The organism is Mesorhizobium sp. M0136 (assembly GCF_040322515.1).
Lineage (GTDB): Bacteria > Pseudomonadota > Alphaproteobacteria > Rhizobiales > Rhizobiaceae > Mesorhizobium.
Window position 1 is genome coordinate 14239 of the sequence record NZ_JAMYTP010000007.1, and the last position, 25499, is coordinate 39737.

Annotated in this window: 22 protein-coding genes; 4 read left to right on the forward strand and 18 right to left on the reverse strand. The window is 63.0% G+C overall.

All coding sequences use genetic code 11. The features are described from left to right. Window positions 1-178 precede the first annotated feature (178 nt). From trmFO to NKJ35_RS10280, 3 genes are all read left to right on the forward strand, one after another. Window positions 179-1588, forward strand: a complete 1410-nt coding sequence (trmFO, locus tag NKJ35_RS10270; RefSeq protein WP_352646700.1) for a methylenetetrahydrofolate--tRNA-(uracil(54)-C(5))-methyltransferase (FADH(2)-oxidizing) TrmFO — start codon at window positions 179-181, stop codon at window positions 1586-1588. Window positions 1589-1660: 72 nt separating this feature from the next. Continuing rightward, window positions 1661-1951: a type II toxin-antitoxin system ParD family antitoxin gene (locus NKJ35_RS10275; protein ID WP_352646702.1), complete on the forward strand. Its 291-nt coding sequence runs from the start codon at window positions 1661-1663 to the stop codon at window positions 1949-1951. A gap of 123 nt (window positions 1952-2074) precedes the next feature. Further along, entirely contained in the window at window positions 2075-2266 is a 192-nt protein-coding gene (locus NKJ35_RS10280) for a type II toxin-antitoxin system RelE/ParE family toxin (protein WP_352647046.1), read from the forward strand. Between the two features lie 63 nt (window positions 2267-2329). Here the strand turns inward: NKJ35_RS10280 and NKJ35_RS10285 are convergent, their stop codons facing one another. From NKJ35_RS10285 to yajC, 5 genes are all read right to left on the reverse strand, one after another. Then, a complete protein-coding gene (locus tag NKJ35_RS10285; RefSeq protein ID WP_502904628.1) occupies window positions 2330-3157 on the reverse strand; it encodes a phytoene/squalene synthase family protein in 828 nt (275 codons plus the stop codon). Window positions 3158-3182: 25 nt separating this feature from the next. After that, complete coding sequence (locus NKJ35_RS10290; RefSeq protein ID WP_352646706.1) at window positions 3183-3572, reverse strand: Mth938-like domain-containing protein; 390 nt, start codon at window positions 3570-3572, stop codon at window positions 3183-3185. Window positions 3573-3587: 15 nt separating this feature from the next. Further along, window positions 3588-6140, reverse strand: a complete 2553-nt coding sequence (gene secDF / locus NKJ35_RS10295) for a protein translocase subunit SecDF (protein WP_352646708.1) — start codon at window positions 6138-6140, stop codon at window positions 3588-3590. A gap of 88 nt (window positions 6141-6228) precedes the next feature. Then, entirely contained in the window at window positions 6229-7275 is a 1047-nt protein-coding gene (locus tag NKJ35_RS10300; RefSeq protein ID WP_352646710.1) for a SecDF P1 head subdomain-containing protein, read from the reverse strand. 76 nt (window positions 7276-7351) lie between these two features. After that, the gene (yajC, locus tag NKJ35_RS10305) at window positions 7352-7693 is read right to left on the reverse strand and encodes a preprotein translocase subunit YajC (protein WP_352646712.1); all 342 of its coding nucleotides are present in this window, start codon (window positions 7691-7693) and stop codon (window positions 7352-7354) included. Between the two features lie 290 nt (window positions 7694-7983). Between yajC and NKJ35_RS10310 the strand changes: the two genes are divergently transcribed. After that, entirely contained in the window at window positions 7984-8859 is an 876-nt protein-coding gene (locus tag NKJ35_RS10310; protein ID WP_254818327.1) for an ATP-binding protein, read from the forward strand. A 97-nt stretch (window positions 8860-8956) separates the two neighbouring features. Here NKJ35_RS10310 and NKJ35_RS10315 read toward each other — a convergent pair whose 3' ends face one another. The 13 genes from NKJ35_RS10315 to NKJ35_RS10375 all read right to left on the reverse strand — a co-directional run bounded on the left by NKJ35_RS10315 (window position 8957) and on the right by NKJ35_RS10375 (window position 25489). Then, window positions 8957-10489, reverse strand: a complete 1533-nt coding sequence (locus tag NKJ35_RS10315; protein WP_352646714.1) for a peptidoglycan DD-metalloendopeptidase family protein — start codon at window positions 10487-10489, stop codon at window positions 8957-8959. A gap of 263 nt (window positions 10490-10752) precedes the next feature. Then, a complete protein-coding gene (locus NKJ35_RS10320) occupies window positions 10753-11418 on the reverse strand; it encodes a protein-L-isoaspartate(D-aspartate) O-methyltransferase (RefSeq protein WP_352479785.1) in 666 nt (221 codons plus the stop codon). Then, complete coding sequence (surE, locus tag NKJ35_RS10325) at window positions 11415-12173, reverse strand: 5'/3'-nucleotidase SurE (protein ID WP_352646716.1); 759 nt, start codon at window positions 12171-12173, stop codon at window positions 11415-11417. The genes NKJ35_RS10320 and surE overlap by 4 nt, the downstream gene beginning before the upstream one ends. After that, entirely contained in the window at window positions 12173-13477 is a 1305-nt protein-coding gene (gene serS / locus NKJ35_RS10330; protein ID WP_352646718.1) for a serine--tRNA ligase, read from the reverse strand. The genes surE and serS overlap by 1 nt, the downstream gene beginning before the upstream one ends. 468 nt (window positions 13478-13945) lie before the next feature. Next, window positions 13946-14809 (reverse strand): twin-arginine translocase subunit TatC, encoded by an 864-nt coding sequence (gene tatC, locus NKJ35_RS10335; RefSeq protein WP_254818322.1) that lies wholly within the window; start codon window positions 14807-14809, stop codon window positions 13946-13948. After that, on the reverse strand, window positions 14806-15492 hold the full coding sequence (tatB, locus tag NKJ35_RS10340; protein WP_352646720.1) for a Sec-independent protein translocase protein TatB: 687 nt from the start codon (window positions 15490-15492) through the stop codon (window positions 14806-14808). The genes tatC and tatB overlap by 4 nt, the downstream gene beginning before the upstream one ends. Before the next feature lie 28 nt (window positions 15493-15520). After that, entirely contained in the window at window positions 15521-15742 is a 222-nt protein-coding gene (locus NKJ35_RS10345) for a twin-arginine translocase TatA/TatE family subunit (RefSeq protein WP_254818320.1), read from the reverse strand. 178 nt (window positions 15743-15920) lie between these two features. Next, entirely contained in the window at window positions 15921-16700 is a 780-nt protein-coding gene (scpB, locus tag NKJ35_RS10350) for an SMC-Scp complex subunit ScpB (protein WP_352451389.1), read from the reverse strand. Next, window positions 16697-17497 carry a segregation and condensation protein A gene (locus NKJ35_RS10355; RefSeq protein WP_254818393.1) on the reverse strand — a complete coding sequence of 267 codons (801 nt, stop codon included), beginning with the start codon at window positions 17495-17497 and terminating at the stop codon, window positions 16697-16699. The genes scpB and NKJ35_RS10355 overlap by 4 nt, the downstream gene beginning before the upstream one ends. Before the next feature lie 58 nt (window positions 17498-17555). Continuing rightward, window positions 17556-18575, reverse strand: coding sequence for a beta-N-acetylhexosaminidase (gene nagZ, locus NKJ35_RS10360; RefSeq protein ID WP_352646724.1), 1020 nt, complete (start codon window positions 18573-18575; stop codon window positions 17556-17558). 117 nt (window positions 18576-18692) lie between these two features. Further along, a complete protein-coding gene (locus NKJ35_RS10365) occupies window positions 18693-22352 on the reverse strand; it encodes an SPOR domain-containing protein (RefSeq protein ID WP_352646725.1) in 3660 nt (1219 codons plus the stop codon). Between the two features lie 103 nt (window positions 22353-22455). Continuing rightward, a complete protein-coding gene (gene argS / locus NKJ35_RS10370) occupies window positions 22456-24213 on the reverse strand; it encodes an arginine--tRNA ligase (RefSeq protein ID WP_352646726.1) in 1758 nt (585 codons plus the stop codon). A gap of 61 nt (window positions 24214-24274) precedes the next feature. Continuing rightward, the gene (locus NKJ35_RS10375; protein ID WP_352646728.1) at window positions 24275-25489 is read right to left on the reverse strand and encodes a deoxyguanosinetriphosphate triphosphohydrolase; all 1215 of its coding nucleotides are present in this window, start codon (window positions 25487-25489) and stop codon (window positions 24275-24277) included. Window positions 25490-25499: the final 10 nt, after the last annotated feature.

Consider the following 25499-nt stretch of genomic DNA (forward strand, 5'->3'; position numbering starts at 1 on the left):
CTCCCCGGCAATGACGAATACGGTCGATCTTCACCTCCTCCCGATGATCGACCAACAAAACGACACCCGCCGGACCTCCTCCCCCGGCGGGTGTTGTTGTTTTGGGGCGGCTTCCCCCGTCAGCCATTCTCCCGCGTGGCAATTGCAATCCTTGCGCCAAGCGACTATTTCGGCGCTCATGGACAAGAACCCCATTCACGTTATCGGCGGCGGACTTGCCGGCTCCGAAGCCGCCTGGCAGGCGGCCGAAGCCGGCGTTCCCGTTGTCCTGCATGAAATGCGTCCCGTCCGCGGCACCAACGCGCACAAGACCGACGGGCTGGCCGAGCTCGTCTGTTCGAATTCCTTCCGCTCCGACGATGCGCAAACCAATGCCGTCGGCCTGCTGCACGCCGAAATGCGGCTGGCCGGTTCACTGATCATGAGCGCCGGCGACGCGCATCAGGTGCCGGCCGGCGGTGCGCTTGCCGTTGACCGCGACGGATTTTCCGAAGCGGTCACCAAGAAGCTCGAAGCCCACCCGCTCATCACCATCCGACGTGAGGAAGTGCCCGGCCTGCCGCCGGCGGATTGGGACCAGGCGATCGTTGCCACCGGTCCACTGACCGCGCCTTCGCTCGCCCAGTCGATCGCGGAAGCAACCGGCGCCGACGCGCTCGCCTTCTTCGACGCCATCGCGCCGATCGTCCATTTCGACACAATCGACATGGACATCTGCTGGTTCCAGTCGCGCTACGACAAGGTCGGCCCCGGCGGCACCGGCAAGGATTACATCAACTGCCCGATGGATAAGGAGCAGTACCTTGCCTTCGTGCAGGCGCTGGTCGACGGCCAGAAAACCGAATTCAAGCAATGGGAAGGCACGCCCTATTTCGACGGCTGCCTGCCGATCGAGGTGATGGCCGAGCGCGGCGTCGAGACATTGCGCTACGGGCCGATGAAGCCGATGGGACTGACCGATGCGCATAATCCGTCTGTAAAGGCGTATGCCGTCGTTCAGCTTCGCCAGGACAATGCGCTGGGCACGCTCTATAACATGGTCGGCTTCCAGACCAAGCTGAAGCACGCCGAGCAGGTGCGCATATTCCGCACCATTCCCGGGCTGGAACACGCCGAATTCGCCCGCCTCGGTGGCCTGCACCGCAACACCTACATCAATTCGCCGACGCTGCTCGACGCTTCGCTGCAGTTGAAGTCGCGGCTCGGCTTGCGTTTTGCCGGCCAGATCACCGGCTGCGAGGGCTATGTCGAGAGCGCCGCCATCGGCTTGCTTGCCGGGCGTTTCGCCGCCGCCGAAAGGCTTGGCCACGCGCCGTCGCTGCCGCCCTTGACCACCGCCTTCGGCGCATTGCTCAACCACATCACCGGTGGCCACATTGTCTCCGACGACGAGCCGGGAAAGCGCTCTTTCCAGCCAATGAATGTCAATTTCGGCCTGTTCCCGCCCGTGGAGGCGCCAAAGATCGAAGGCAAGCGGCTGCGCGGCAAGGACAAGACGGTCGCCAAGCGGCACGCGGTGACATCGCGTGCGCTCGCCGACTGCCGCGAATGGCTGGGGATGCCTGCAACAGCGCAAGCTGCGGAATAGATCTCGGTTCTTGCGGATTTCGCGGCGGAGAAGTAGGATAATATCCTACTTTATATCGCGAGGCCAAATCCCATGGAATCCGCTGAGAAACTGTCCGTCACCGTAACACCCGCCATGGCGCGTATGATCCGCGAAAAGGTCGAGGACGGCTCCTACGGATCGGCGAGCGAGGTCGTCCGCGCGGCTCTTCGCGCCTTCCAGCGCGAAGAGGAAGAACATGCCGAGCGCATGGCCTCGATCAGGGCACGGGTGAAGGCCTCGATCGAGGACACAAGGCCAAACCTTTCAGGCGAAGAAGTTCGTGCCCGTCTTAGGGAATTCGTCGCGCAGTATTCGAGCCGCGCCGATGATTCGGCGGCTTGAGGTCGAATATCGCGAAGACGTCAAAAATAATTTGGCCGATATTTTCCGGCATATTGTTGAGACTGGTGGAAATCCTGACGTTGCATTGAAATCGTCCTGCGCATCGAAGATCGATGTCAAAACATCGGCAATCCACCGCGTGGCGGCCGGCCGCGCGGCGACATTGCGCCAGGATTGCGAACGGTGCCGTTCGAACACTCGGCTATCATCGCCTATGTTGTCGACGATGATGTCGTCCGCATCGTCAACATCTTCTATGGCGGTTGCGATTATGAAACGCTGATGCGCGATGGCGGATCGAGTGATCCGTCATGATGGAAACTACTCAGCCGGGCCGATGCTCGCCGCAGGCCGGATTTCCTCATTAGCAATCAGCCTTCACACAGCCGGCCAGCCTTGCGTCGCACGCCGGAACAAGAGCCAATGCCGGCGCAAGGCCGAAAGCCGCACCGCGCCATCAAGCGGTGAATGGCGGGAGCCGCCCATCTTGTCGAGATAGGCGCGCGTCAGAGCCAGCGGCAGAAAGGCCGGACGCAGTGAAACCGGCAGGGTGGACGCCCCCTGCTCGAAAGCGGAAAGATGCTCGCGTGCAAGCGCGATCATCGCGGCGACCGCGCGTTCCGCGCCCGGCCCGCCGTCACCTGTAACGAACTCTTGCGGCGACGATCCCGCCGCAGCCAAAATATCGGCCGGGACAAAGCACTGTCCCCGCTTGCGATGCAGCGGCAACAGAAGCAGGAGACCGGTCATCGCCTGCGCACAACCTGCCCTGCCGGCAAGTTCGGCAAAGCGTGGTGCTTGGACCGGATCGAGCACCATCGCCGCAAGCTGGATGAGTGCTGCGGCAGTCTCGCCGCAATAGCCTTCGAGATCGGTGCGCGACGGCATCGGATCGTCATAGAGATCGAAGATGCGCGCTTCGAGCATGTTCTCGAAGGCGGCCTTAGGCAGGCGGTGGGCGGAAATCGCCGCCCTCAGCGCGTCCGCCACGGGATGGCCGATCTGAGTCCGATCCTCTTCGGCGGCGATCACGTCTCGCCACCATTGCAGCCGCACCTCGCCCGGCAGCGCCTCGTGGATGCGATCGCGTATGCCGGCGACTTCGGCATTGAAGGCATAGAGCGAAAACAGCGCGTCGCGCTTGTTCTCGGGCGCATAGAGCACACTGAGATAGCGGTCATGGTCGGCGGCACGCACCGTGTCCATGACGACTTTGGTGTTTTCGGCCACGTCAGTCGACGGCGATGAGCGCTGCGGCCACGGCGCGATCTTCCGCCAGCAGCACATTATAGGTCCGCACCGCCGCCCCCGTCGACATCGGATCGGCGGAAATGCCCGCTTCTTTCAGCGCCGTACGCAGCGCGGCAGGCAATGGCCTCAGATCCTTGCCGCTGCCGACCAACAGGATCTCAACCTTGGCGGCCTCGTTGAACAGCTTGGCGAAATCCGCTGCCGTCAGCGCCAACGGATCGGCCGCCTCCCAGCCATAGATGCCCGAAGGCAGGCACAGCAGCGAGCCGCGATGCGACATGTCGGCAAAGCGGAAACCGCCATTGCCGTAAGCCTCGATCGGTGCGCGGCCCGGGAAATGCGCCTCGCGGATGACGATGCCCTTGGCCACTTTTGAGGCAAGCCGTCAGGTGGCTATGGCTTTGCCGCCGCCCACTGGCTTTTCCTCATCGGACGCTGTGGCCTGCGGCCGCAGCTTGAACAGGATAAGCAGTGGCGCGGCGATAAAGATCGACGAATAAGTGCCGAACACGACGCCGAACAGCATCGCCATGGTGAACGAGCGGATCACCTCGCCGCCGAACAGCACCAGTGCCAGCAGCGCCAGGATCGTCGTCACCGAGGTCAGCGTCGTCCTCGACAGCGTCTCGTTGATGGCGTTGTTCAGCAGTTGCGGCAGTGGCATTCGCTTGTATTTTCGCAGATCCTCGCGAACGCGGTCATAGACGACGATCGTATCGTTGAGCGAATAACCGATGATGGTGAGGATCGCCGCCAGCGACGACTGGTTGAATTCCAGGCCGGTGATGACGAAGAAGCCGATCGTCATGACCACGTCGTGCACGGTCGCAACGATGGCGCCGACCGCGAACTGCCATTCGAAGCGGAACCAGACATAGATCAGGATGCCGAGCAGCGCGACAAGCATGGCGATGGTGCCTTGCTTGGCAAGCTCGCCCGAGACCGTCGGCCCCACCACTTCGACGCGGCGGAAATCATACTGATCCTGCAGCTCGCCGCGCACCTTGTCGATGACGGTCTGCTCAGCGTTCTCGCCGCCCGCCTGCGTGCCGACGCGGATCAGCACGTCGTTCGGTTCGCCGAACTGCTGAACCTGCACCTCGCCGATATTAAGTTCCGTCAGCCTGCCGCGGATGTCGGCCAGATCGGCATTGCCGGCCTTGGACTGCACCTCGATCAGTGAGCCGCCCTTGAAATCGATGCCGTAATTTATGTCGATGGTCATGAAGCCGATGACCGACAGCACCGAAAGCACGCTGGACAGTGTGAACGTCCAGCGGCGAATACCCATGAACGGAATTTTCGTGCCTGGTGGAATGAACGTCACAGGCGCCCGCGGCAACTCCTTCGGACGGGCGCGGCGAAGCCAGATCGACACGAGCAGGCGTGTGAAGGTGAAGGCGGTGAAGACCGTAGTCAGGATGCCGATGGCATAGGTGACGGCAAAGCCCTTCACCGGCCCGGTTCCGAGCCAGAACAGCACCACGGTCGCGATCAGTGAGGTCACGTTGGAATCGACGATGGTCGCCAGCGCCTTGCTGAAACCGGTATCGATCGCCTGAATGACCGAGCGGCCGGCACGTCGCTCCTCGCGGATGCGTTCATAGATGAGAACGTTCGAATCGACCGCCATGCCGATGGTCAGCACGATACCGGCGATACCGGGTAGGGTCAGTGTCGCTCCAAGCAGCGACAGCAGCCCGACGATCATCGCCACATGCACCGCCAGCGCGATGTTGGCGAGGAAGCCGAGGAAGCCGTAGGCGACGAACATGAATGCCACCACCAGGATCGACCCGATGATGCCGGCGACCTTGCCGGCATGGATGGAGTCCTGGCCAAGTCCCGGCCCCACCGTCCGCTCTTCGATTACCGTCAGCGTCGCTGGCAAGGCGCCGGCGCGCAGCAGCACGGCGAGATCGTTGGCGCTCTCGGCGGTGAAATTCCCCGATATCTGTCCGGTGCCGCCCGGGATCGGTTCACGGATCTGCGGCGCCGAAATCACCTGATTGTCGAGGATGATGGCAAACAGCTTGCCAACATTCTGTGCCGTCGCCTGGCCGAACCGCTGCGCCCCTTTCGAATCGAACCGGAACGAAACAACCGGCTCGTTGGTCTGGGAATTGAACGTCGCCTGGGCATCGACAAGGTTTTCACCCGAAACGATGACGCGGTTCTCGATCAGGTACGGAACCGGTGGGTCGTCCTGCGAATACAGCACCGAGGATCCCGGCGGCGGACGGCCGTTCAGCGCGTCCTGTACCGGCATCGATTGGTCGACCATCTGGAACGTCAGCTTTGCGGTCTGGCCAAGAATTTCCTTCAACCGCTGCGGGTCCTGGAGACCAGGTACCTGCACCAGGATACGGTCGTCGCCTTGGCGCTGCACGATCGGCTCGGTGGTGCCGAGTTCGTTGACGCGACGCTCGACAACCTGGATCGCCTGCGTCAGCGCCGTCGAGGTGCGATACTTGATCCCCGCATCGGTAACGCCAAATTTGAGCAGGCCGGGCTCGGAATCATCCAGCGTCATCTCCTGGACGGAGCCGCCGCTGAACAGGCCGGCGGCCACCGGATTGGTCAATGGTTGCAAGGCTTTCTTAGCAGCGTCGATCTGTGCCGGATCGGTGATGCGGACCTGCACCGTGCGGCCCGTTCCGGAAAGACCGGTATAGCCGATCTTGGCATCGCGCAGCAGCGTCCTGATTTCGTCGCGCGTCGTCTCCAGCCGATCCTTGATCAGATCGTTCGGATCCATCCTGAGCAGGATGTGCGAGCCGCCCTGCAGGTCGAGGCCGAGCGTCATCTGCCGCTTCGGCACCCAGTCGGGAAGCTTGGCCAGCGTGCTGGCGGAAAAAAGGTTGGGCGCAGCGAGGACCACTGTGGCGGCCACGGCCAGCCAGATCAGGATCATCTTGAAGCGCGAAAAATAAAGCATCAGTTCTTATCCGTTCAGGCGTACAAGCGGCAGCATTCCGCCATCGGTCGGTTTGCGGGCATATTTCTAATTCTGACCACGGCCGGCCCTATCGTGCTTCCTCGGCGATTGTCAATCTTGCTGGCAAGGGGCCGGTGCGCAGCAGCAGGGCGAGGTCATTGGCGCTTTCAGCGGTGAAATTTCCCGATATCTGACCGGTGCCGCCTTCAATGGGCTCTCGGATAACAGGCGCCGAAATAACCTTATCGTCTAATATAACCGCAAACGGCTTGCCGATATATTGCGTCGTAGCCCATTTGAAACGCGCCGTACCCCGGGAATCAAGCCGGAATGAGACGACGCGTTCATCGGTCGCCAAATTGCGGGTTGCTTGCGCATCCAGCACATTTTTACCTGAAAGGATAACCCGATTTTCGATCAAGTAGGGAACCGGAGGATCGTCCATCGAATAAAAAACCGCCGAGCCGACGGGCGGGCGGCCGCTGATTGCCTCGTCGACTGGCATCGACAGATCAACGAGTTGGAAGCTCAGGTGACCGGGCCGGGTGAGAATTTGTCCTAGCCTTTGCGGATCGGCAACGCCCGACGTGCGGACCAATATGCCGTCTTCATTCGTTGACCGAACCACCGGGTGGGTGGCGCCCAGGTCGCGGATACGATCTTTGATGACTTCAACCGACTGTGCAAGCGCGGCCGAAGTTCGATACTTCAAACCTGCATCCGTTACGGTGAATTTGAGCAGGCCGGGCTCACTGTCGTCCAGGGTCATTTCCTGGACGCCGCTGTCCGCGACAGGATCGGTCACCGTTTTGATTGCCGCCTTGGCGAGGTAAAGCTGAGCCGGATCTGTTATGTGCACCTGAACGGTCCGAGCCGAACTGGCAAGGCCGGTATAGCCGATCCTTGCTTCGCGTAACAGCGACCGGACCTCGTCGCGTGTCGCTTTCAGCCGGCCCTCGATCACGTCGGTCACATCCAACCTGAGCAGGATGTGTGGACCATCCTGCTGGCTTGCTTCAACTATTGACTGGCTTTCGGCAAGCCATTCGGGTCGCGTGGTATGCAAACCGGCGGCGAAGATATTAGTCGCGTGGAAGACAACCGTGCCGGCCAAGGCAAGCCACTTCAGGATCATCTTCAGGCGCCAAAGGTGGAACATATGCCGTCGTTCGTCAGAGCCCTGCCCGCGGATCGTTCCGCCGACAATTCGGTTATTTCTTGGCGTTCTGGTTCGCCACCGGCTCGCCCTTGACGCGCACGTCGGCGATCGTCGAGCGCAGCGCCGTCACCTTGGTACCGCCGCCAAGGTCGATCTCGAGCTCGTTATCGTCGATCACCTTGGTTACCTTGCCGACCAAGCCGCCACCGGTGATAACGGTGTCGCCGCGGCGAACCGCCGCCAGCATCTCGCCGCGCTTCTTCAGCTGCGTACGCTGCGGCCGGATGATCAGAAAATACATGATCACGAAAATCAGAGCAAACGGCACGATCTGGATAAACATTGCGGACGAGTCGCCGCCGATGCCTTGGGCGTATGCCGGTGTCACGAACATCGAGGTACTCCTGAATTTTAAAAACAGCCGCAAACCGTTCTGGGAATTTGACGGCCCCGCCAAATTTGGCCGGAATATAGTCGGTAACGTTGCCAATGCAACTGCGCGGCCGGGCAAATCGGCTGCTTTTCCGGCCTGGTGAGCCGTGTTAGAGGGTGATCCCGAAAAGCGACGCTCGGTTTTCGCAAAAGATGATGCCCGAACAAATGCTTGGGACGAGTTTCGAAACCGCTTAAATCAGGTAGGTTGGCCTGCCGCACCGTCCCGAATGCGAAACAAAAAGACAAGAGATGACCGACAGCACCATCGATATCCTGAGCCAGAAGCTCGACCGTCTGATCGAGGCGATCGCCCGCCTCGCGCCGCCGCCGGTGCCGCAAACCGACCTCGGCGACGCCGATTGCTTCGTCTGGCAGGCCGACCCCGGCTATCTGGAGCCGGTGCTCAAGGTCAACCGCGTCGACATCGGCCTGATCCGCGGGGTCGACCGCGTCCGCGACATATTGGTCGACAACACCGAGCGCTTCGCCTCCGGCTATGCCGCCAACAACGTGCTGTTATGGGGCGCGCGCGGCATGGGCAAATCGTCGCTGGTCAAGGCCGTGCACGCCGCGGTCAACGCTTCGACCAAGCTCGACCTGCCGCTCAAGCTCATCGAGATCCATCGCGAAGACATCGACACGCTTCCGAAGCTGATGAGCCTGCTGAAGGCAGCGCCCTTCCGCTTTATCCTGTTTTGCGACGACCTGTCATTCGACCATGACGACACGTCCTATAAATCGCTGAAGGCAGCACTTGAAGGCGGCGTCGAGGGCCGCCCGGCCAACGTCATCTTCTACGCCACCTCGAACCGGCGGCATTTGTTGCCGCGCGACATGATCGACAATGAGCGCTCGACGGCGATCAATCCGTCCGAAGCGGTCGAGGAGAAGGTTTCGCTGTCGGACCGCTTCGGCCTGTGGCTTGGCTTCCACAAATGTTCGCAGGACGAATATCTCGACATGATCGACGGCTATGTCCGCCATCACGATCTCGCCATCGATCCCGAGACGCTGCGCGCCGAGGCGCTGGAATGGGCGACGACGCGCGGCAGCCGTTCGGGCCGCGTCGCCTGGCAGTTCACCCAGGACCTGGCTGGCAGGCTCGGCAAGCCGCTGAAGGATTAGCCGCTCAAGGGCTAACAGCAGAAGAAGCCCGCACCTTGCGAAGCGGACTTCCTCGGCGGGCTGAAGGTCAGGTGGCCCGCAAATCGCTTTTCGTCGTCTATTCGAGATAGGTCGAAGGATCGACCGGCGCCGAGTTCTTGCGCACTTCGAAATGCAGTTTCGGCGAGTCGGTGGTGCCGCTCATGCCGGACAGGGCGATTTCCTGGCCGCGCTTGACCTTCTGGCCGCGCTGCACCTCGATCGAGCTGGCGTGGCCGTAGACAGTGACCAGACCGTTTTCGTGCCGCACCAGCACCGTGTTGCCGAATTCCTTGAGGCCGTCACCGGCATAGATGACGACACCGTTTTCAGCCGCCTTGACCGGCGTCCCCTCGGGCACGGCAATGTCGACGCCGTCCTTGCCGCCGCCGAAGCTTGAGATCACGCGGCCGCGCACCGGCCAACGCATCTTGCCGATGCCGGTCGCGTCCGGCGCCACCGCATCGTCGTCCTCGGCCTGCTGGATGACTTTCGCATCCTTCTTCGGCGGCGTGTAGGAGGCGAGCGTCTGCGTCGGCGTGGCCTTGGCCGGCGGCTGGGTGGTGGCCGTCGTCACCGGATCGACCTTTGCCGGCTTCACGCCGGCGACGACAGCGGTTCCGCCTGCCGGCACTTTCAGGGTCTGGCCGATCTTGAGCAGTCCATCCTGCATGCCGTTCGCCTGCTTCAGCGCAACGACGCCGACGCCGGTCTTTCTGGCAATGGCGGACAGCGTATCGCCTTGCTGAACCGTGTAAGTGCCGCCGGCACCGGCCGGTTTGGCCGTCGCCGAAGCCACCTTCGCCGCAGTCTTTCCATCCTTCGGCTGGCTCGCGGCAGCCGAGGCGTCCACCTGCGCGGCAGACTTGCCTTCCCTGAGTTTCGGCTGCTGCGGCAGCACGGCCACCTTCTCCGGCGCGTCGGCCGGCTGGTCGTGCTTGGTGCCGTTCGCGGGCTTGGCATCGGCGACTTTCGGCGCGGCGCCGTTGCTCGAATACGCATAGGCCGGGATGACGAGCTTCTGGCCGGTCTTCAGCCCCTTGGTCGCGCTCAGCCCGTTGACTTTCATGATGGCATCGGCCGGCACGCCGTAGCGCCGTGACAGGCCGGAAATGGTCTCGCCGTCCTTGACGACGATCTCGGTTGCATGTGGCGCGCCGGCGGCCGTCGCCATGCGCGGCGCGTCGGGCTCGGCGTTCTTGAACGGCCTTGCCGCCGGAGCGACGGTGCCGGTTGCCGTCCTGTCGACACGAGGAGCGGCAGGCGCCAGGGCCGGCGCGGCAGCGGTACGCACCGGACGGGCGGCAGGTGCCAGCGCGGGAGCCGGCGGCGGCAACTGCTGTGCCGTGACCGGTTCGAGGCTTGAGCGGCTGACCGACTGGGTGTGGCTGCCGTCGATCGGCGCGGCCGCAACATCGCCCGGATAGGGCTGGGCAGCATCCTGCTTGTCGATGATGGCGCGCTGGTTGTTGGTCGAGGCGGTGAACACGTCGTCGACGCTGTTGAACCGCGCCACCTGGGAACTACACCCCGTCGCAGCGCCTGCGATCATGAGGACGGCGCAGCCACGCGCCAGATTGCGTCCGTTTGCCTTCAAAACACTGAATTGCATCGCACTAACCCGCACAGACCCGGTACAACTGAGTGTGATTAAAGCGCGTTAATGTTACCGGTCGGTTAAACCTGTAGAATCAGACGCAAATTTTCTTAAAATATTCGAGGATCCGGGCGCCGGGTGTGCCGAGATTCAGGTCAGGCCGAGCCGAAAATGGTGGGTTCCGAGAACCGGAGCGGAGCGTACTTTTGGGTACGTGAGCACCGGAAGCGGAGGAAGCCGCCATTTGCAGGCCGACCTCACCTGAATATCGACACAGCCTAGATGACGGCGGCGACACCGTGCAGGATCGGCTGCAGGCGCACCAGGCCGATATCCTCGCGTTCGAAGCGGCTGCCGACCTTGGTAAGCTTGGCCAGCACCTGCTCGCCCTCGTCGGGTCCGATCGGCGCGATGACGATGCCGCCGCTCGACAATTGATCGAGGAGAAAGCGCGGCAGGCTGTCGAAGGCCGCCCAGGCAACGATGCGGTCGAACGGCGCTTCGTTGGCCAGCCCGTTGGAACCGTCCGCCTGACGCACGATGACATTGCCGATGGCGAGTGCCTCAAGGCGCTGCCGGGCCTGTTCGGCCAGCGTCTTGTAACGGTCGATGGTGACGATCCGCGCGGCAAGCCGCGACATCACCGCCGCCGTGTAGCCCGACCCGGTGCCGATCTCGAGCACGCGGTTGCCCGGCTCGATGGCAAGTGCCGCGATCACCGCCGCCTGCAGGTCGGCGCCTTCGATGGCCTCGCCGCATTCGATCGGCAGCATACGGTCCGACCAGGCTATGGAGTGAAAATGCGGAGACAGAAAGCCGCGCCGCGGCGTCGCCTCAAAGGCGGCGATCAGCGCCTTCGGCACCGTGCCCCTGCCGCGCAGGCGAAGCAGGAAGGCAGCGAAACCTTCGCGCTCGTCGACCGTTGCAGCGTGGTTTGAGTTCATGCGAGCGCCTTGGCCAGTTGATCGCGGATTTCATGCGCGGTGAGATCGAGCTGCAGCGGCGTCACCGACACCAGCCGATTGCGCAAGGCATGGAGGTCGGTGCCTTGCTTGCCCTCGACGGGCTCGCGGCCGAAGCGTAGCCAGTAGTATGGCAGGCCGCGCCCGTCGCGCCGCTCGTCGACCCACAGGCTGTGGACCAGCTTGCCCTGCGAAGTAACCACAGTTCCGGCGATCTCTTGCGGCTCGCAATTCGGAAAATTGACGTTGAGCAGCACGCCGTCCGGCAATGGCATGGCGACGAGCTTTTCGAGCAGCGCCGGCGCCAGCGCTTCGGCGGTCTCGTAGGGAACGACGCGGTCCTCGCCAACATAGGAATAGGCCTGGCTGATGGCGATCGAGCGCACGCCGAGCAGCGCGCCTTCCATGGCGCCGGCGACCGTGCCCGAATAGGTGACGTCGTCGGCGATGTTGGCGCCGGAATTGACGCCGGACAGGATCAGGTCAGGCGCTTCGGGCAGGATCTTCTTCACGCCCATGATGACGCAGTCGGTCGGCGTGCCGCGCACCGCAAAGTGCTTTTCGCCGATTTTCCTGAGCCGCAGCGGCTCCGAGATCGACAGCGAATGCGCATAGCCGGACTGATCCTGTTCCGGTGCCACCACCCAGACGTCGTCCGACAGCGTGCGCGCGATGCGTTCGAGTGATGCAAGGCCCTCGGCATGGATGCCGTCGTCGTTGGTCAGAAGGATGCGCATTATTTCGATTCGATCTTTTCCAGACCGCCCATGTAAGGCCTAAGCGCTTCAGGAATGGTTACGCTGCCGTCCTCGTTCTGGTAATTTTCGATGACGGCAATGAGAGCGCGGCCGACGGCGGTGCCCGAACCATTCAGCGTGTGGACGAAGCGGTTGCCCTTGCCGTCCTTGTCCTTGTAGCGGGCGTCCATGCGCCGCGCCTGGAAATCGCCGCATACCGAGCACGACGATATCTCGCGATAGGCATTCTGGCCGGGCAGCCAGACCTCGATGTCGTAGGTCTTGCGCGCGCCAAAGCCCATGTCGCCGGTGCACAGCGTCACGGTGCGGAACGGCAGGCCGAGCCGCTTCAGCACCTTCTCGGCGCATTCGGTCATGCGCTCATGCTCGGCAACCGAAGTCTCCTGGTCGGTGATCGACACCAGTTCGACCTTGTAGAACTGGTGCTGGCGCAGCATTCCGCGCGTGTCGCGCCCGGCCGAGCCCGCCTCGGAGCGGAAGCACGGCGTCAGCGCCGTATAGCGCAGCGGCAGTTTTTCGTGCGGCGTGATCTCGTCGCGAACGAGATTGGTGAGCGGCACTTCGGCGGTTGGGATCAGGCCAAGCCTGCCGTCCCCGTGCCGAACGAAGAATAAATCCTCCTCGAATTTCGGCAGTTGCCCGGTTCCGAAAAGCACCTCGTCGCGCACCATCAACGGCGGCTGGATCTCTACATAGCCGTGCTCGGTGGTGTGCAGATCCAGCATGAACTGGCCGAGCGCGCGTTCCATCCGCGCCAGGCCGCTTTTGAGCACGGTGAAGCGCGAGCCGGAAAGCCGTGCTGCCCGCTCGAAATCCATCATGCCGAGCGCTTCGCCGATCTCGAAATGCTCCTTCACCCAGTTCGGCCGCGTCAGCACCTCGCCAACGACGCGCTTGACGACGTTGTCGTGCTCGTCCTTGCCGACCGGCACGTCGTCGAACGGCACGTTTGGCAGCACTGCCAACACATCGTTCAGCGCCTTGTCGAGCTCGCGCTCGCGCGCCTCGCCATTCTGGATGAAGGCCTTGATCTCGCCGACCTCGGCCTTCAGCCTTTCGGCAAGAGCGGCGTCGCCCGAGCGCATGGCATTGCCGATCTCCTTCGAGACGGCGTTGCGGCGTTCTTGTCTGGCCTGCAGCTCGGTCAGATGCTCGCGCCGCGCCTCATCCGCCGCGATCAGGTCGTCGACCGTGGACCGCGCATCCTCAGCCGACCAAGAGCGCTTCTGGAGCGCTTCGACAAGGGCCTTCGGGTTGTCGCGAATCCATTTGATGTCAAGCATGATCTGTTCGTCCTCAGAGGGCATGTCGCCCAAAAGTGCGCAGCGGTTTGGGGCAATGACATGCCCAAAACAAAGACCAGAGGGGGTAAACCGCATCGATGCAAGGCGTCAAGGCAGAGTTCCTTCGCGCCCCCTCTGTCCTGCCGGACATCTCCCCCACGGGTGGGGAGATCGGCCGTCACTGCGGCTTTCGCCAATCTCCGGCGCTGAAAAAGCAAGCCATCGGCGAAGTTGCCAATCTCCCCCCAAGTGGGGGAGATGTCCGGCAGGACAGAGGGGGGCGCTGTCCCGCCGACCTCAGGCGGCAACACCGGAACTTCAAAAGGAAGAAACAAAAAAACCCGCCCTGAGTGGGCGGGTTTTTGGAGCCAATTGGCACCCTAGCCAAATTAGTAGCATAGCTGCCGGCACAAAGCAAGAACAAAGTTGCAGCGGTCGGAAGAAAGATGCTGTCCGCTTCAACCGAACCTACGTCGATGACGCGTCCGCCGGCTTGTCGGCCACCTCTTCCGTGGCGTCCTGTTTTTCGCGAGCCACACGGTCGCGCTCCTTGCTGCGCTCGATCAGCCGGGCCGACCAGATCGAGACCTCGTAGAGCAGGATCGTCGGAATGGCGAGGCCGATCTGGCTCATCGGGTCGGGCGGCGTCAGCACCGCCGCCACGACGAAGGCAATGACGATGGCCCATTTGCGCTTCTCGGCAAGGGCCGTGGACGACAGCATGCCGACCCGCGTCATCAGGCTTGTCACTACCGGCAGCTGGAACACCAGGCCGAAGGAGAAGATCAGCGTCATGATCAGACTGAGATATTCGGACACTTTCGGCAGCAGCGAAATCTGCACCTGGTCATTGGTGCCGGTCTGCTGCATTGCGAGGAAAAACCACATCACCATCGGCGTGAAGAAGAAATAGACCAGCGACGCGCCCATCAGGAACAGGATCGGCGAGGCGATCAGGAACGGCAGGAAGGCATTGCGTTCGTTCTTGTAGAGGCCGGGCGCGATGAATTTGTAGATCTGCGTGGCGATCAGCGGAAACGCTATGACCATGCCGCCGAACATGGCGAGCTTGACCTGGGTAAAGAAGAATTCCTGTGGCGCCGTATAGATCAGCTCGACCTTGTGCGGGTCGAGCCCGGCCCATTGCGTGGCCCATTTAAACGGAATGACCAGAAGGTTGAACAGCCGCTTGGCGAAAAAGAAGCAGACCAGGAAGGCGACGAAAAAACCGCCGATCGACCAGATCAACCGCCGGCGCAGCTCGATCAGGTGCTCCATCAGCGGAGCCGACGATTTTTCGATCTCGTCCTTTTCCTTGTCCGAAACGCTCACTTGGCGGCTCCCGCCGTTTTCCTGGCGGCCGGCTTCTTCGCTGCTGCCGCCGGCTTCTTCGCTGCTGACGACTGCGGTTTCGGCTCAGCTTTTGCGGCGGCCTTTGGCGCAGCGGTCTTTGCCGGCTTGGCCGGCGCGGCGGCCGCGGCTTTCACGGGCGCCGGCTTCTTCCTTGCCGCAGATGCTTTTTGCGGCACTGCCGCTGCAGCCGTTTGCGCCTGCACGGCCGGCGCCACGACGGACTCGTCCGTCATCGCCGGAAAAATCGGCGTGGCCGGCGTCGGCTCCGGCGGGCTGACGCCCGGCATCGTCGTTGCGCCGTTGTTCAGCGGCTCGGCTGCCTGCTCCGTCGAAGCGGCGGCATCGACGGCCGGCTTGGGTTTCATCACGGCATCGACGCCGGAACGGACGTCGGCGGCGGCCTGTTCGAATGGATTGAGCTGCTTCCTGATCTCGGCTGCCGGATTGAGACTTCTCAGCGAATCGACCGACTTCTTGACGTCGTCGAGTTCGGCTTCCTTCAACGCGTCGTTGAACTGCCGCTGGAAATCGGAAGCCATGGCGCGCAGCTTCGCCGTCGTGCGACCGAAGGTGCGCAGCATGTTGGGCAAATCCTTGGGCCCGACGACCACGATCATGACGATCGCGATCACCAGCATCTCGGTCCAGCCGACTTCGAACATGGCTATACGTTCCGACTAAAGTTTGGGCTCAGCCTTTGCTGGCCTTTTCCTTCGGTACCGAAACGGTTTCGTCGGCACGGTGTTCGACGGTGCGCTTGTCCTCAGCAGTCTCGTCGTCCGCCATGCCCTTCTTGAAGCTCTTGATGCCCTTGGCCATGTCGCCCATCAGCTCGGGGATCTTGCCGCGGCCGAAGACCAGCAGCACGATCACCAGAACGATCATCCAGTGCCAAATCGAAAATGAACCCATAGCAAATCTCTCTCGAACGGTTTCCCAGACGCTGATCTATGCGCTTTCGGGTTCGGATTCAAACAGAACTGCGACAGAGTTCATGAATGAGTCGCCGAAGTCACGCACTTTCGGCACGGCGGCCCGCTACCAATCGGCGCAGTTCCATCCTGCCTGTGGCTTTAAGATGGCGCTCGGCTCAATCTTCCGTGACGCGCGGCGTCAAAAGACCGAGTTCCTCGAGGTCGATATCGGTCAGCGGATCCTCGTCGTCGGTGAGCGCATCGGGGTCGGCCGGCGGCAGCGGCACCGAGAAATTCGACGGCATACGGCCGGACAGCAGCCCCGCACCCTTCAATTCCTCCATGCCGGGGAGATCGCGTATCTCCTCCAGTGCGAAATGGTCGAGGAAAATATCGGTCGTGCCATAGGTGACGGGACGGCCGGGCGTGCGGCGCCGGCCGCGCATCCTCACCCATTCGGTCTCCATCAGCGTGTCGAGCGTCCCCTTTGACGTTTCGACGCCGCGGATGTCCTCGATCTCGGCGCGCGTTACCGGCTGGTGGTAGGCGATGATCGCCAGCACTTCGAGGGCAGCGCGGGACAGTTTGCGCTGCTGCACCGTGTCACGGCTCATCAGGAAGGCGAGGTCGCCGGCGGTGCGAAACGCCCAGGCATCGCCGACGCGCACCAGATTGACGCCGCGCCGCGCATAGATCTGCTGCAGTTCGGCCATTGCCGCGGCAATGTTGATGCCGTCGGGCAGCCGCGAAGTGAGCTGTTTTTCGCTGACCGGCTCGGCGCTGGCGAATACGATCGCCTCGGCCATCCGTACGGCCTCCGCCATATGCAGCCGCTCGCCAGGATTCCGCGACAAATTCTGCCCCTGATTTTGTGCCGGGTTCTCGGCGACCGCGCCTTGCTCGGCGTCGTCGTCGACCTTGAACGGAATGACCGAAGCGTTGGCGCGTTCGCTCATGATGTCCCCTCGACTATCTTGATGGCCTGGGCGCGGCCGCGCAGATAAAGCGGCGCGAAAACCTGGTCCTGCCGCATTTCCATCTTGCCTTCGCGCACCAGTTCCAGCGTCGCCGCAAACGAGCTGGCAACCGCGGTGCGCCGCTCTTCCGGGCCGGCCAGATATTCGACCAGGAAACTGTCGAGCGCCGTCCAGTCGCGCAGCGACCCGATCAGCCTGGTCAGCACGTCGCGCGCATCCTTGAGCGACCACACGCCGCGCCTGGCAATCGTCACATTGGTGATCGCCTGCTTCTGGCGTTGCTGGGCATAGGCGGTCAACAGGTCATAGAGCGAGGCCGAATAGGCATTGCGCTTCTCGACGATCACCATCTCCGGCATGCCGCGTGCAAAGACGTCGCGTCCGAGCCGGTTGCGGTTGACCAGCCGTGCCGCCGCGTCGCGCATGGCCTCCAGCCGCTTCAGCCGGAACTGCAGCACCGCCGCCAGTTCCTCGCCGCTTTCGCCTTCGTCGCCGGGCTGCTTGGGGATCAGGAGCTTCGACTTGAGAAACGCCAACCACGCTGCCATCACCAGATAGTCGGCGGCAAGCTCCAGCCTCAGCGCCCTCACCTTCTCGACGAACGCCAGATACTGTTCGGCCAGCGCCAGGATCGAGATGCGCGACAGGTCGACCTTCTGATTGCGGGCAAGATGCAGCAGAAGATCGAGCGGACCTTCGAAACCGGCCACATCGACGACCAACGCCGGATCGCCGGTCAGCCGGGAATCGTCATTCTCGGCCCACAAGCGGTCCATCGGTGCGGCCTTGCCGGCCTTCAGGTCCAATGCTTCCGCCACTTCGCTTCCTTTGATGCTAGGCTACCGCGTCGAAATAACTGGCAAATTCGGCCCGAATCTCGGTCTCGTCCGCAACGTCACGGTTCCTGATATAGGTCAGCGCCCGCTCCGCGCGCTCAAACGACTTGCCTTCAAGCCCGGTCGTTCGCGATGCAATGCCGGCCATCTCCTCGAACACGCCGTTGCAGTGAAGGACCAGATCGCAGCCCGCCGCAAGGATAGCGGCCGCCTTTGACGGGAAATCCCCAGAAAGTGCCTTCATCGAAGTGTCGTCGCTCATCAACAGACCGTCGAAGCCGATTTCGCCGCGGATGATCTTTTCGATGACCTTGCCGGATGTGGTGGCCGGGTTCTTCGGGTCGATCGCGCTATAGACGACATGCGCCGTCATCGCCATCGGCAAATGGTTGAGCTCCCTGAATGGCGCAAAATCATGCCGCTGCAGGTCGCCGATCGAGGCGTCGACGGTCGGCAGTTCGAAATGCGTATCGGCGAAGGCCCTTCCATGACCGGGAATATGCTTCATCACCGGCAGCACGCCGCCCGCCATCAGGCCTTCCGCCGCGGCGCGACCCAATTCGATAACGGCGCGCGGCTCCTTGCCATAAGCGCGCGCGCCGATGACGTCGCTGGCGCCCTCGATCGGCACGTCGAGCACCGGCAGGCAATCCGCCGTGATGCCGTAGCGCAGCAGGTCGAAGGCATGCAGCCGCGCCATCAGCCATGCGGCACGGGTGCCGGCGTCATAGTCGTCGCGCCACAAGGCGCCGAGTGCACCGGCAGCCGGATAGTTTGGCGCCAGCGGCGGCCGCAGGCGCTGCACGCGGCCGCCCTCCTGGTCGATGAATACCGGCGCGTCCGCACGCCCGACGCAGTCGCGCATGGCTGCGACCAGATCGCGGATCTGCTCGGTCTCGCCGATATTGCGCGCAAACAGGATGAAACCCCACGGGCATTCGTTGCGGTAGAAACGGATCTCGTCGCGGCTCAGTGATTTCCCGGCGCAGCCGAGGATCATGGATTTTGATTCGGTCATGCGGAACAGTTTAGAGCTTCGCGACGACAAAGGGAATCGCCCGCGATTGCCTCCAAAGGTTTCCTTTCACGCAAAAAAGCCGGCGCGGGCGCCGGCTTTTCGAGGGCTTTGGTGCCGTTAGTGGGACACGAAGCAATTGCCGCCGGCAGCCTTGTAGCTGGTGCACAGTTTGATCGCCTCGTTGCGAGACTGCGCCGGAACGCGGACGCGGTAGAAGGTGCCCTTGCCGGCAATCTCGGCCTTGACGATGTTGGCGGTGCGGCCGGAAAGCACGCTGCCGTAGCGGCGCTGCAGATCCTGGTAAGTCGCCTGGGCGCTTTCGACTGTCGGCTGCGAAGCGATCTGTATCGACCACGAACCAGCGCCGGCAGCGGCCGGATCGATGGAAGCAACCTGATCGGGCTTGACCTCGCCGACCACGTCGACCGGCTGGTCGGACGGGCGCTGCGGCGCCACCGGAACCGTGGCCGGGGTGGTGGCCGACTGCTTGCTGGCTGACGCCTGGGCCTTGGCTTCAGCCTTTGTCTCGGGCTTGGGCGCCGGCTGCAGCTTGGAGGCTTCGGCCTGATCGCCGCTCGCCTGATCGCCACTCGGCTGGTCGCCAATCTTCGGGTCGCCAATCTTCGGGTCGCTTGTCATTTGGTCGATCAGGGGCACGGTGCCGGTCTGCGCGGCGGCGTCCGCCTGGGCGGCCGGAGCCACGTGCTGCGGCGCCGGATCGGTCGGCTCGGCAGCGGCCATCTGCGGGGCGGCTGGCGCCGGATCCTCGCGCGCCACCAGCGAGCCGTCAGGTTTCACGACCATGGTCCGTACCTTGCGCGGCGCAACGGCGACGGTCTCGGCACCCTTCTCGGCCTCCTGCAGAACCTGCGCGATGCGATCCTCGGACTTGGGCGCCGGTGCGGCGGCGGTGTCGGTAGCGCCAGCCGCACTGGCGCCAAGTGCATTGGTGTCAGGCGCGTTGGTGCCAGACGCATTGCTATCAGACGCCTCGGTGCCGGGTGCGTCGATATCGTCTGCGGCATCGGGGTCATTGGGCGAAAGATCGACGACGCGGCTCTCCGGTTCGTTGGCCTTCAGGTCCACAGGCTCTTCGGTGTTGGTGACCAGCTTCTGCTGAACCGGCTCGGCGGGCTTGGCGCCCTTGGCCACAGCGTCATAAACCTTGTTGTCCTGGTTCGGCACGACAGTGCCGCCTGGATTTTCCGGCTTGATCTTGATCGGCCTGTTGTCGGCTTTGACGATGACCGGCGCATCGCCGCCGCTCTTGCCGCCGAGGGTCAACGCAAAGGCGCCAAGGCCTCCGGCGATCGCAACGGCGCCGACCACCGCACCTATCAGCAGCCCGCGCCTGCGCGGCTGCCTTTCGGCCTCGCGTTCGGCGAGGCCGGGAACTGACATCTCCTCGTCCAGTTCGGGATCGTAGTCGAGCTCATCGAAGGTGAAATCGTCGGCTTGCGAAACCGGCTGGCCGCCGGGCAATGGGCCCAGATCGAAACCGTCCGCTGCATCTGCATAGGAAGCGGCTGCCGGGCTGACAGGGGCTACCGCAGGCTTTGCGCCATAGGCGCGCGTCTCGCCGCGATCTTGCTTGTAGCCAGACGCGAAGCCGGCATCGTATTCATCGTCATAGCCAGCACTGCGCACCGGGGCCGGCGCTATATCCGTGGCATTCATTTCGGTGAGAAGGCTGGCAAAATCGGCATCGAGATCGTCGTAGGCGGGCGCCACCGGCTCGTCATCGTCGAAGTTGAGCTCCGGAATGTCGAGATCGTCCGCCAGCGCCACGACGCGCTCGGGCACGTCGACCGTCTCGACATCGGGCATCTCGTCATAGGCGGAAGGCTGTTGATGCGAGCTTGGCGCAGCTTCCATGTAGGCGGGCCGATCTTCATAGGATGACCTATCTTCACGGGATACCTGGCCTTCATAGGACGGCCTCTCTTCGACCGGTGCGGCCCGATAGGACGGCGTTGCAGCCGGCTGCGGCGGTGGTGCCGGACGCGCCGAAGCCACCGGCTGGCTTGCAAAAGCGGGTTGAGGCTGTGCGACCGGCGTCACGCGGCTCCACGAGCGGGCCGGCTCGGGCGGCGTGGCGCGTGTCGTCAGCCAGTTCAGCGCATCGAGCGGGTCTTCTTCGGCAGCAGCTGCCGCACTCTTGTCGGCCGAGTCATGATCCAGGCCGATGTTCCTGGCGAAGTCGGCGTCGAGCGCATTGTTGTCTAAATCACCCGCAGGTCCGGCAGCGGCTTCAACACCGAAATCCTCGCCTTCAAGCTCATCGAGGAGGACACTGCCAAGATCGGCGTCATCGGCGGCACTGGACTGCGGCGGCTCAGCGGGCTCGTGCTCGTCGAGTTCCCAATCCAGCTCGTCGACAGCATGCACCGGGTCGTTGGCGACGTCTTTGACCGCCGCCATTGGCTGTTCAGCAGCCACTGCTGGCTTCTGAATTACCGGCGCGATGGGCTGCTGAACAGCCATCACGGGCTTCTGGGCAGGCTGCTGGTTTGTCTGACGTTCCTGCTGGCTTGTCTGAGGTTCGTTGACCGCTTGTGCCGGCCGTGTGCTCATCGCACCCAACAGCGCGTTCAGTTCGTCCTCCAGGCTGCGTTCCTCGGCCACTGGGGCCGTTGGGACGACAGCGGCGGCCTGGGCCGCGGGTTCGGCTGCAACGACCTGCGCTACGGGCTGTTCGGGGTGCTCGGCAGGCGCATCGTCGAAGCTCAGATCGAAATCGTCGTCGAGCGCCGCTTCAGCGGCCGTGCCGGAAAGCCGGGCGGCCTCTGGCTCTTCGATCGACAGCTCTTCGATAAACTCTGGTTCTTCGATTTCGGCAGGCTCGTTCGCGCGAACGTCGAAGTCCATGTCGACATCGGCCATGGCATCATCGGCATGGCCGGCAAAATTCTCATCGGCCGCCTCAACCGGCGATGCCGGGGCGGCGTTATCAGCCGGCTCCTGCTCGTCGAACATCGGCTCGTCTTCGAGCGAGCTTGCAACCGCGTCGTCGAACGCGTCATCGAACGCAGGCGCGGCCGCTTGCGCCGCCGTTTCAACGGCGACCGCCTGCTCCATCGGCTCATGCTCTTCGAGCATCAGCTCGTCTTCGAGCGAGCTTGCCACGGCGTCGTCGAACTCCTGGTCCAAGGCGGACTCGTCGACCGGCTCGATCGCCTCGGCCGCGGCCCTGGGTTCGTCCTCGCCGGTCACATCGTCGTCGAGCCGAAAATCCTGGTCGAGCGAGGCGGCAAGTTCGTCGTCACTCGAAAGGTCGTCCTCGAACGGCGACACGTCTTCGAGCGAGCCGGCGACGGCGTTATCGAACTCTTCATCGAACTCCGGCTCGACAGCGGGAGCGAACGCCCTTTCGGGGCCGGAGGCAATTTCGTCGGCGGCAACAGGAGCGGCCGCAACAGGAGCAACATCATCCACCGCACTGTCGTCGAACGCGAAATCCTGTTCGAATGAGGCAGCAAGCGCGTCCTCCATTTCGTCGGCGGCGGTCGGTTCGGGTGTCGGCTCGCGAAGCTTGGCAGGGGAAGCATTATCATTGGCGTCGGCGCCGAATTCGCCCATCAACTCCTTCTCGAGATCGATCTCGAAATCGCCCTCGTCCACCGACGGTTCGGCGGCAGCGGTTTTCGGCTGGGCCGGCGTTTGCGGTTTGACCGGCTGGCGCGGGTCGAACCCCATGATCCTGGTCAGTTCCGCGAACGGATCATCGTTGGCGATGTCGTTGTGGTCGGCTGCTCTCAGCTGGGTTCTGTCTGCCATTATTGTTCCCGAACTCGCACTCATTCGGACGCCATGGACGTCGCGTAGGGTTGGCCCTTACCAGCGCAATGTGGGCAAAAGGTGACAGGTTTTTTACTCAAACCTAACGCATTTCGGTGGGCGCATTGGCTCCGATCAGCGTCAGGCCGGACGTCAAAACGTCCGAAACAGCCTGCACCAGCCCTAGTCTGGCATACGTCAATTGTCGGTCGTTAACCTTAACAAAACGTAAGTCGGGATTGTCGGTGCCCCGGTTCCAGTGTCCGTGGAAGCTGGAAGCGAGTTCGTAGAGGTAAAATGCCAGCCGATGGGGCTCGAGCGCGAGGGCCGCGGCTTCGATCAGCCGAGGATATTCGGCGAGCTTCCTGATCAGGCCGATCTCACCCTCGTCGGTCAGCAAAGCCACTTCGGCGGCCAGCTGGTTGCGGTCGAACATGGCCTCGCCCAACTGCTCGCTCGCCTGCCGGAACACCGAATGGCAGCGCGCCGAGGCATACTGCACGTAGAATACGGGATTATCCTTCGACTGCTCGGTCACCTTGGCGAAGTCGAAGTCGAGCGGCGCGTCGTTCTTGCGATAGAGCATCATGAAGCGGATCGGGTCGCGGCCGACCTCCTCGACCACTTCGCGCAAGGTCACGAACTCGCCCGACCGCTTCGACATGCGAACCGGCTCGCCGGCGCGAAACAGCCTCACCAGCTGGCAAAGCAGCACGGTAAGCTTGACCTCGTCGCCGGCAATTGCCCGGGCAAGCGCTTCCAGCCGTTTCACATAGCCGCCATGGTCGGCGCCAAGCACATAGATCAGATCGACGAAGCCGCGATCGACCTTGTCCTTGAGGTAAGCGACATCGGCGGCGAAATAGGTGAAGGTGCCATCCGACTTGACCAGCGCCCGATCCATGTCGTCTCCGACTGCGGTCGAGCGAAACAGCGTCTGCTCGCGGTCCTCCCAGTCCTCCGGCTTCTCGCCCTTGGGCGGCGGCAGCTTGCCCTTATAGATGTGGCCCTTCAGCGTCAGGTCGCTGATCGCCGAGCGGATCTTCTTCGCATTGTTGGCATGCAGCGTCCGCTCGGAGAAGAAGACGTCGTGATGCACGTTGAGCAGCGCCAGATCCTCGCGGATCATCGTCATCATCGCATCGATCGTCCTGTCCTTGACGATGGCAAGCGCCTCCTCGTCCGGCATCTGCAGCAGGGAGCGGCCGAATTCGCTGGCCAGCGCTTGACCAACGGGGATCAGATAGTCGCCTGGATAAAGCCCGGCCGGAATCTCGCCGATCTCATCGCCAAGCGCCTCGCGATAGCGCAGCATGACCGAGCGTCCGAGCACGTCAATTTGCGAACCGGCATCGTTGATGACATATTCCTTGGTCACGTCATACCCGGCGAAGGCCATCAGATTGGCGAGCGCGTCGCCGACCACGGCACCTCGGCAATGGCCGACATGCATCGGCCCGGTCGGGTTGGCCGAGACATATTCGACATTGGTTTTCTTGCCGCCGCCGACAGTCGAGCGGCCGTAATTGCGGCCTTCGCCGAGCAGCGTCGTCAGATGCGCCTGCCAGAAACCGTCCTTGAGCCTGAGATTGACGAAGCCCGGGCCGGCGATCTCGGCGGCCGCGATATCCTCGTCGGCGCGCACCGCCTCGGCCAGCCTTTCGGCCAGCGCGCGCGGGTTCTGGCCGGTCGGCTTGGCCAACACCATGGCAGCGTTGGTCGCGAGGTCGCCGTGGCTGGCATCGCGCGGCGGCTCGACGGCGATGCGCGACAGGTCCGGCGACACCCCATCCTTGTCTTTCAAATCAAGCGCTTCGACGGCCTTTATGATTCGCGCGTTGAAATCGGCGAAGATGTTCATTGCTGTGGCTCTGACGGTTTTGCAGGGATCCGGCGCGTTGGCCGGCAAAATCGAGCCCGCCCTAGCCCAAATCCGGCGTATGGTCAAACAAACGCCGGTGTTCCTTGAGCGCATAAGTGTCCGTCATGCCGGCCAGGAAATCGGCAACACTGCGCGCCTTGACGCGGTCCTCTGCCCGGTCGAGCCCTTCGCGCCAGCCATCCGGCATGGCGCGCGGATCGGCGAAATAGACGTCGAACAGGTCCCTGACGATCTGGTCGGCATCGGCGCGCACCCGCATGACGTCCGCGTGCCGGTAGAGATGCTTGTAAAGAAAGGCCTTCAGCTCCTTTTCCGATACGGCCGTCTCGGCGGAGAAGCTCACCATCGTCTCGCCGGCCGCCCTTACCGCTTCGGCGCTGTCAGGCTTGATGCGCGCCAGATTGGCCGTCGTCGAGACGATCACGTCCTCGACCATGATGGTGATCTGCCGGCGCATCAGCTCGTGGCCGGTGCGTACGTCATCGAGCGCCGGATAGCGCTGACGCACGCCCTTGAGGATCGACCCCGGCAGCGAAACGCCCTCCAGCATATCGAGCGTCAACAGCCCTGCCCTCAGCCCGTCATCGATGTCGTGGGTGTTGTAAGCGATGTCGTCGGCAATTGCCGCGCACTGCGCCTCGATACCGGCGAAGCGGTCGAGCTCGAGGTCGTGCAGTTCGGAATAGTCGCGGATTGCCTGCGGCACCGGCCCCTTCAGCCCTTTGCCTTTGGCATCGGTCAGTGGGCCATTATGCTTGACCAGCCCCTCCAGCGTTTCCCAGGTGAGGTTCAGCCCATCGAACTCGGCATAGCGCCGCTCCAGCCGCGTCACCACACGCAGCGACTGTGCATTGTGGTCGAATCCGCCCCAGGCGGCCATCTTCTCATTCAGCGCGTCCTCGCCGGTATGGCCGAAGGGCGTGTGGCCGAAGTCGTGCACCAGGGCCACCGCCTCGGCCAGGTCCTCGTCGCCGCGCAGCGCCCGCGCCAGAGCGCGTGCGATTTGCGCGACCTCGATCGAATGCGTCAGCCTCGTGCGGTAATGGTCGCCTTCGTGCGCGACGAACACTTGCGTCTTGTGCTTCAGCCGGCGGAACGCCGTCGAATGGATGATGCGGTCGCGGTCGCGCTGGAACGGCGTGCGCGTCGGGCTTTCCACCTCATCGTACAGCCGCCCGCGCGACTTTGCCGGGTCGCTGGCATAGGCCGCGCGCGGCCGATAGCCGAATCCGATGTCGCCCAACTCGTTGGTCATAGCGTATGCC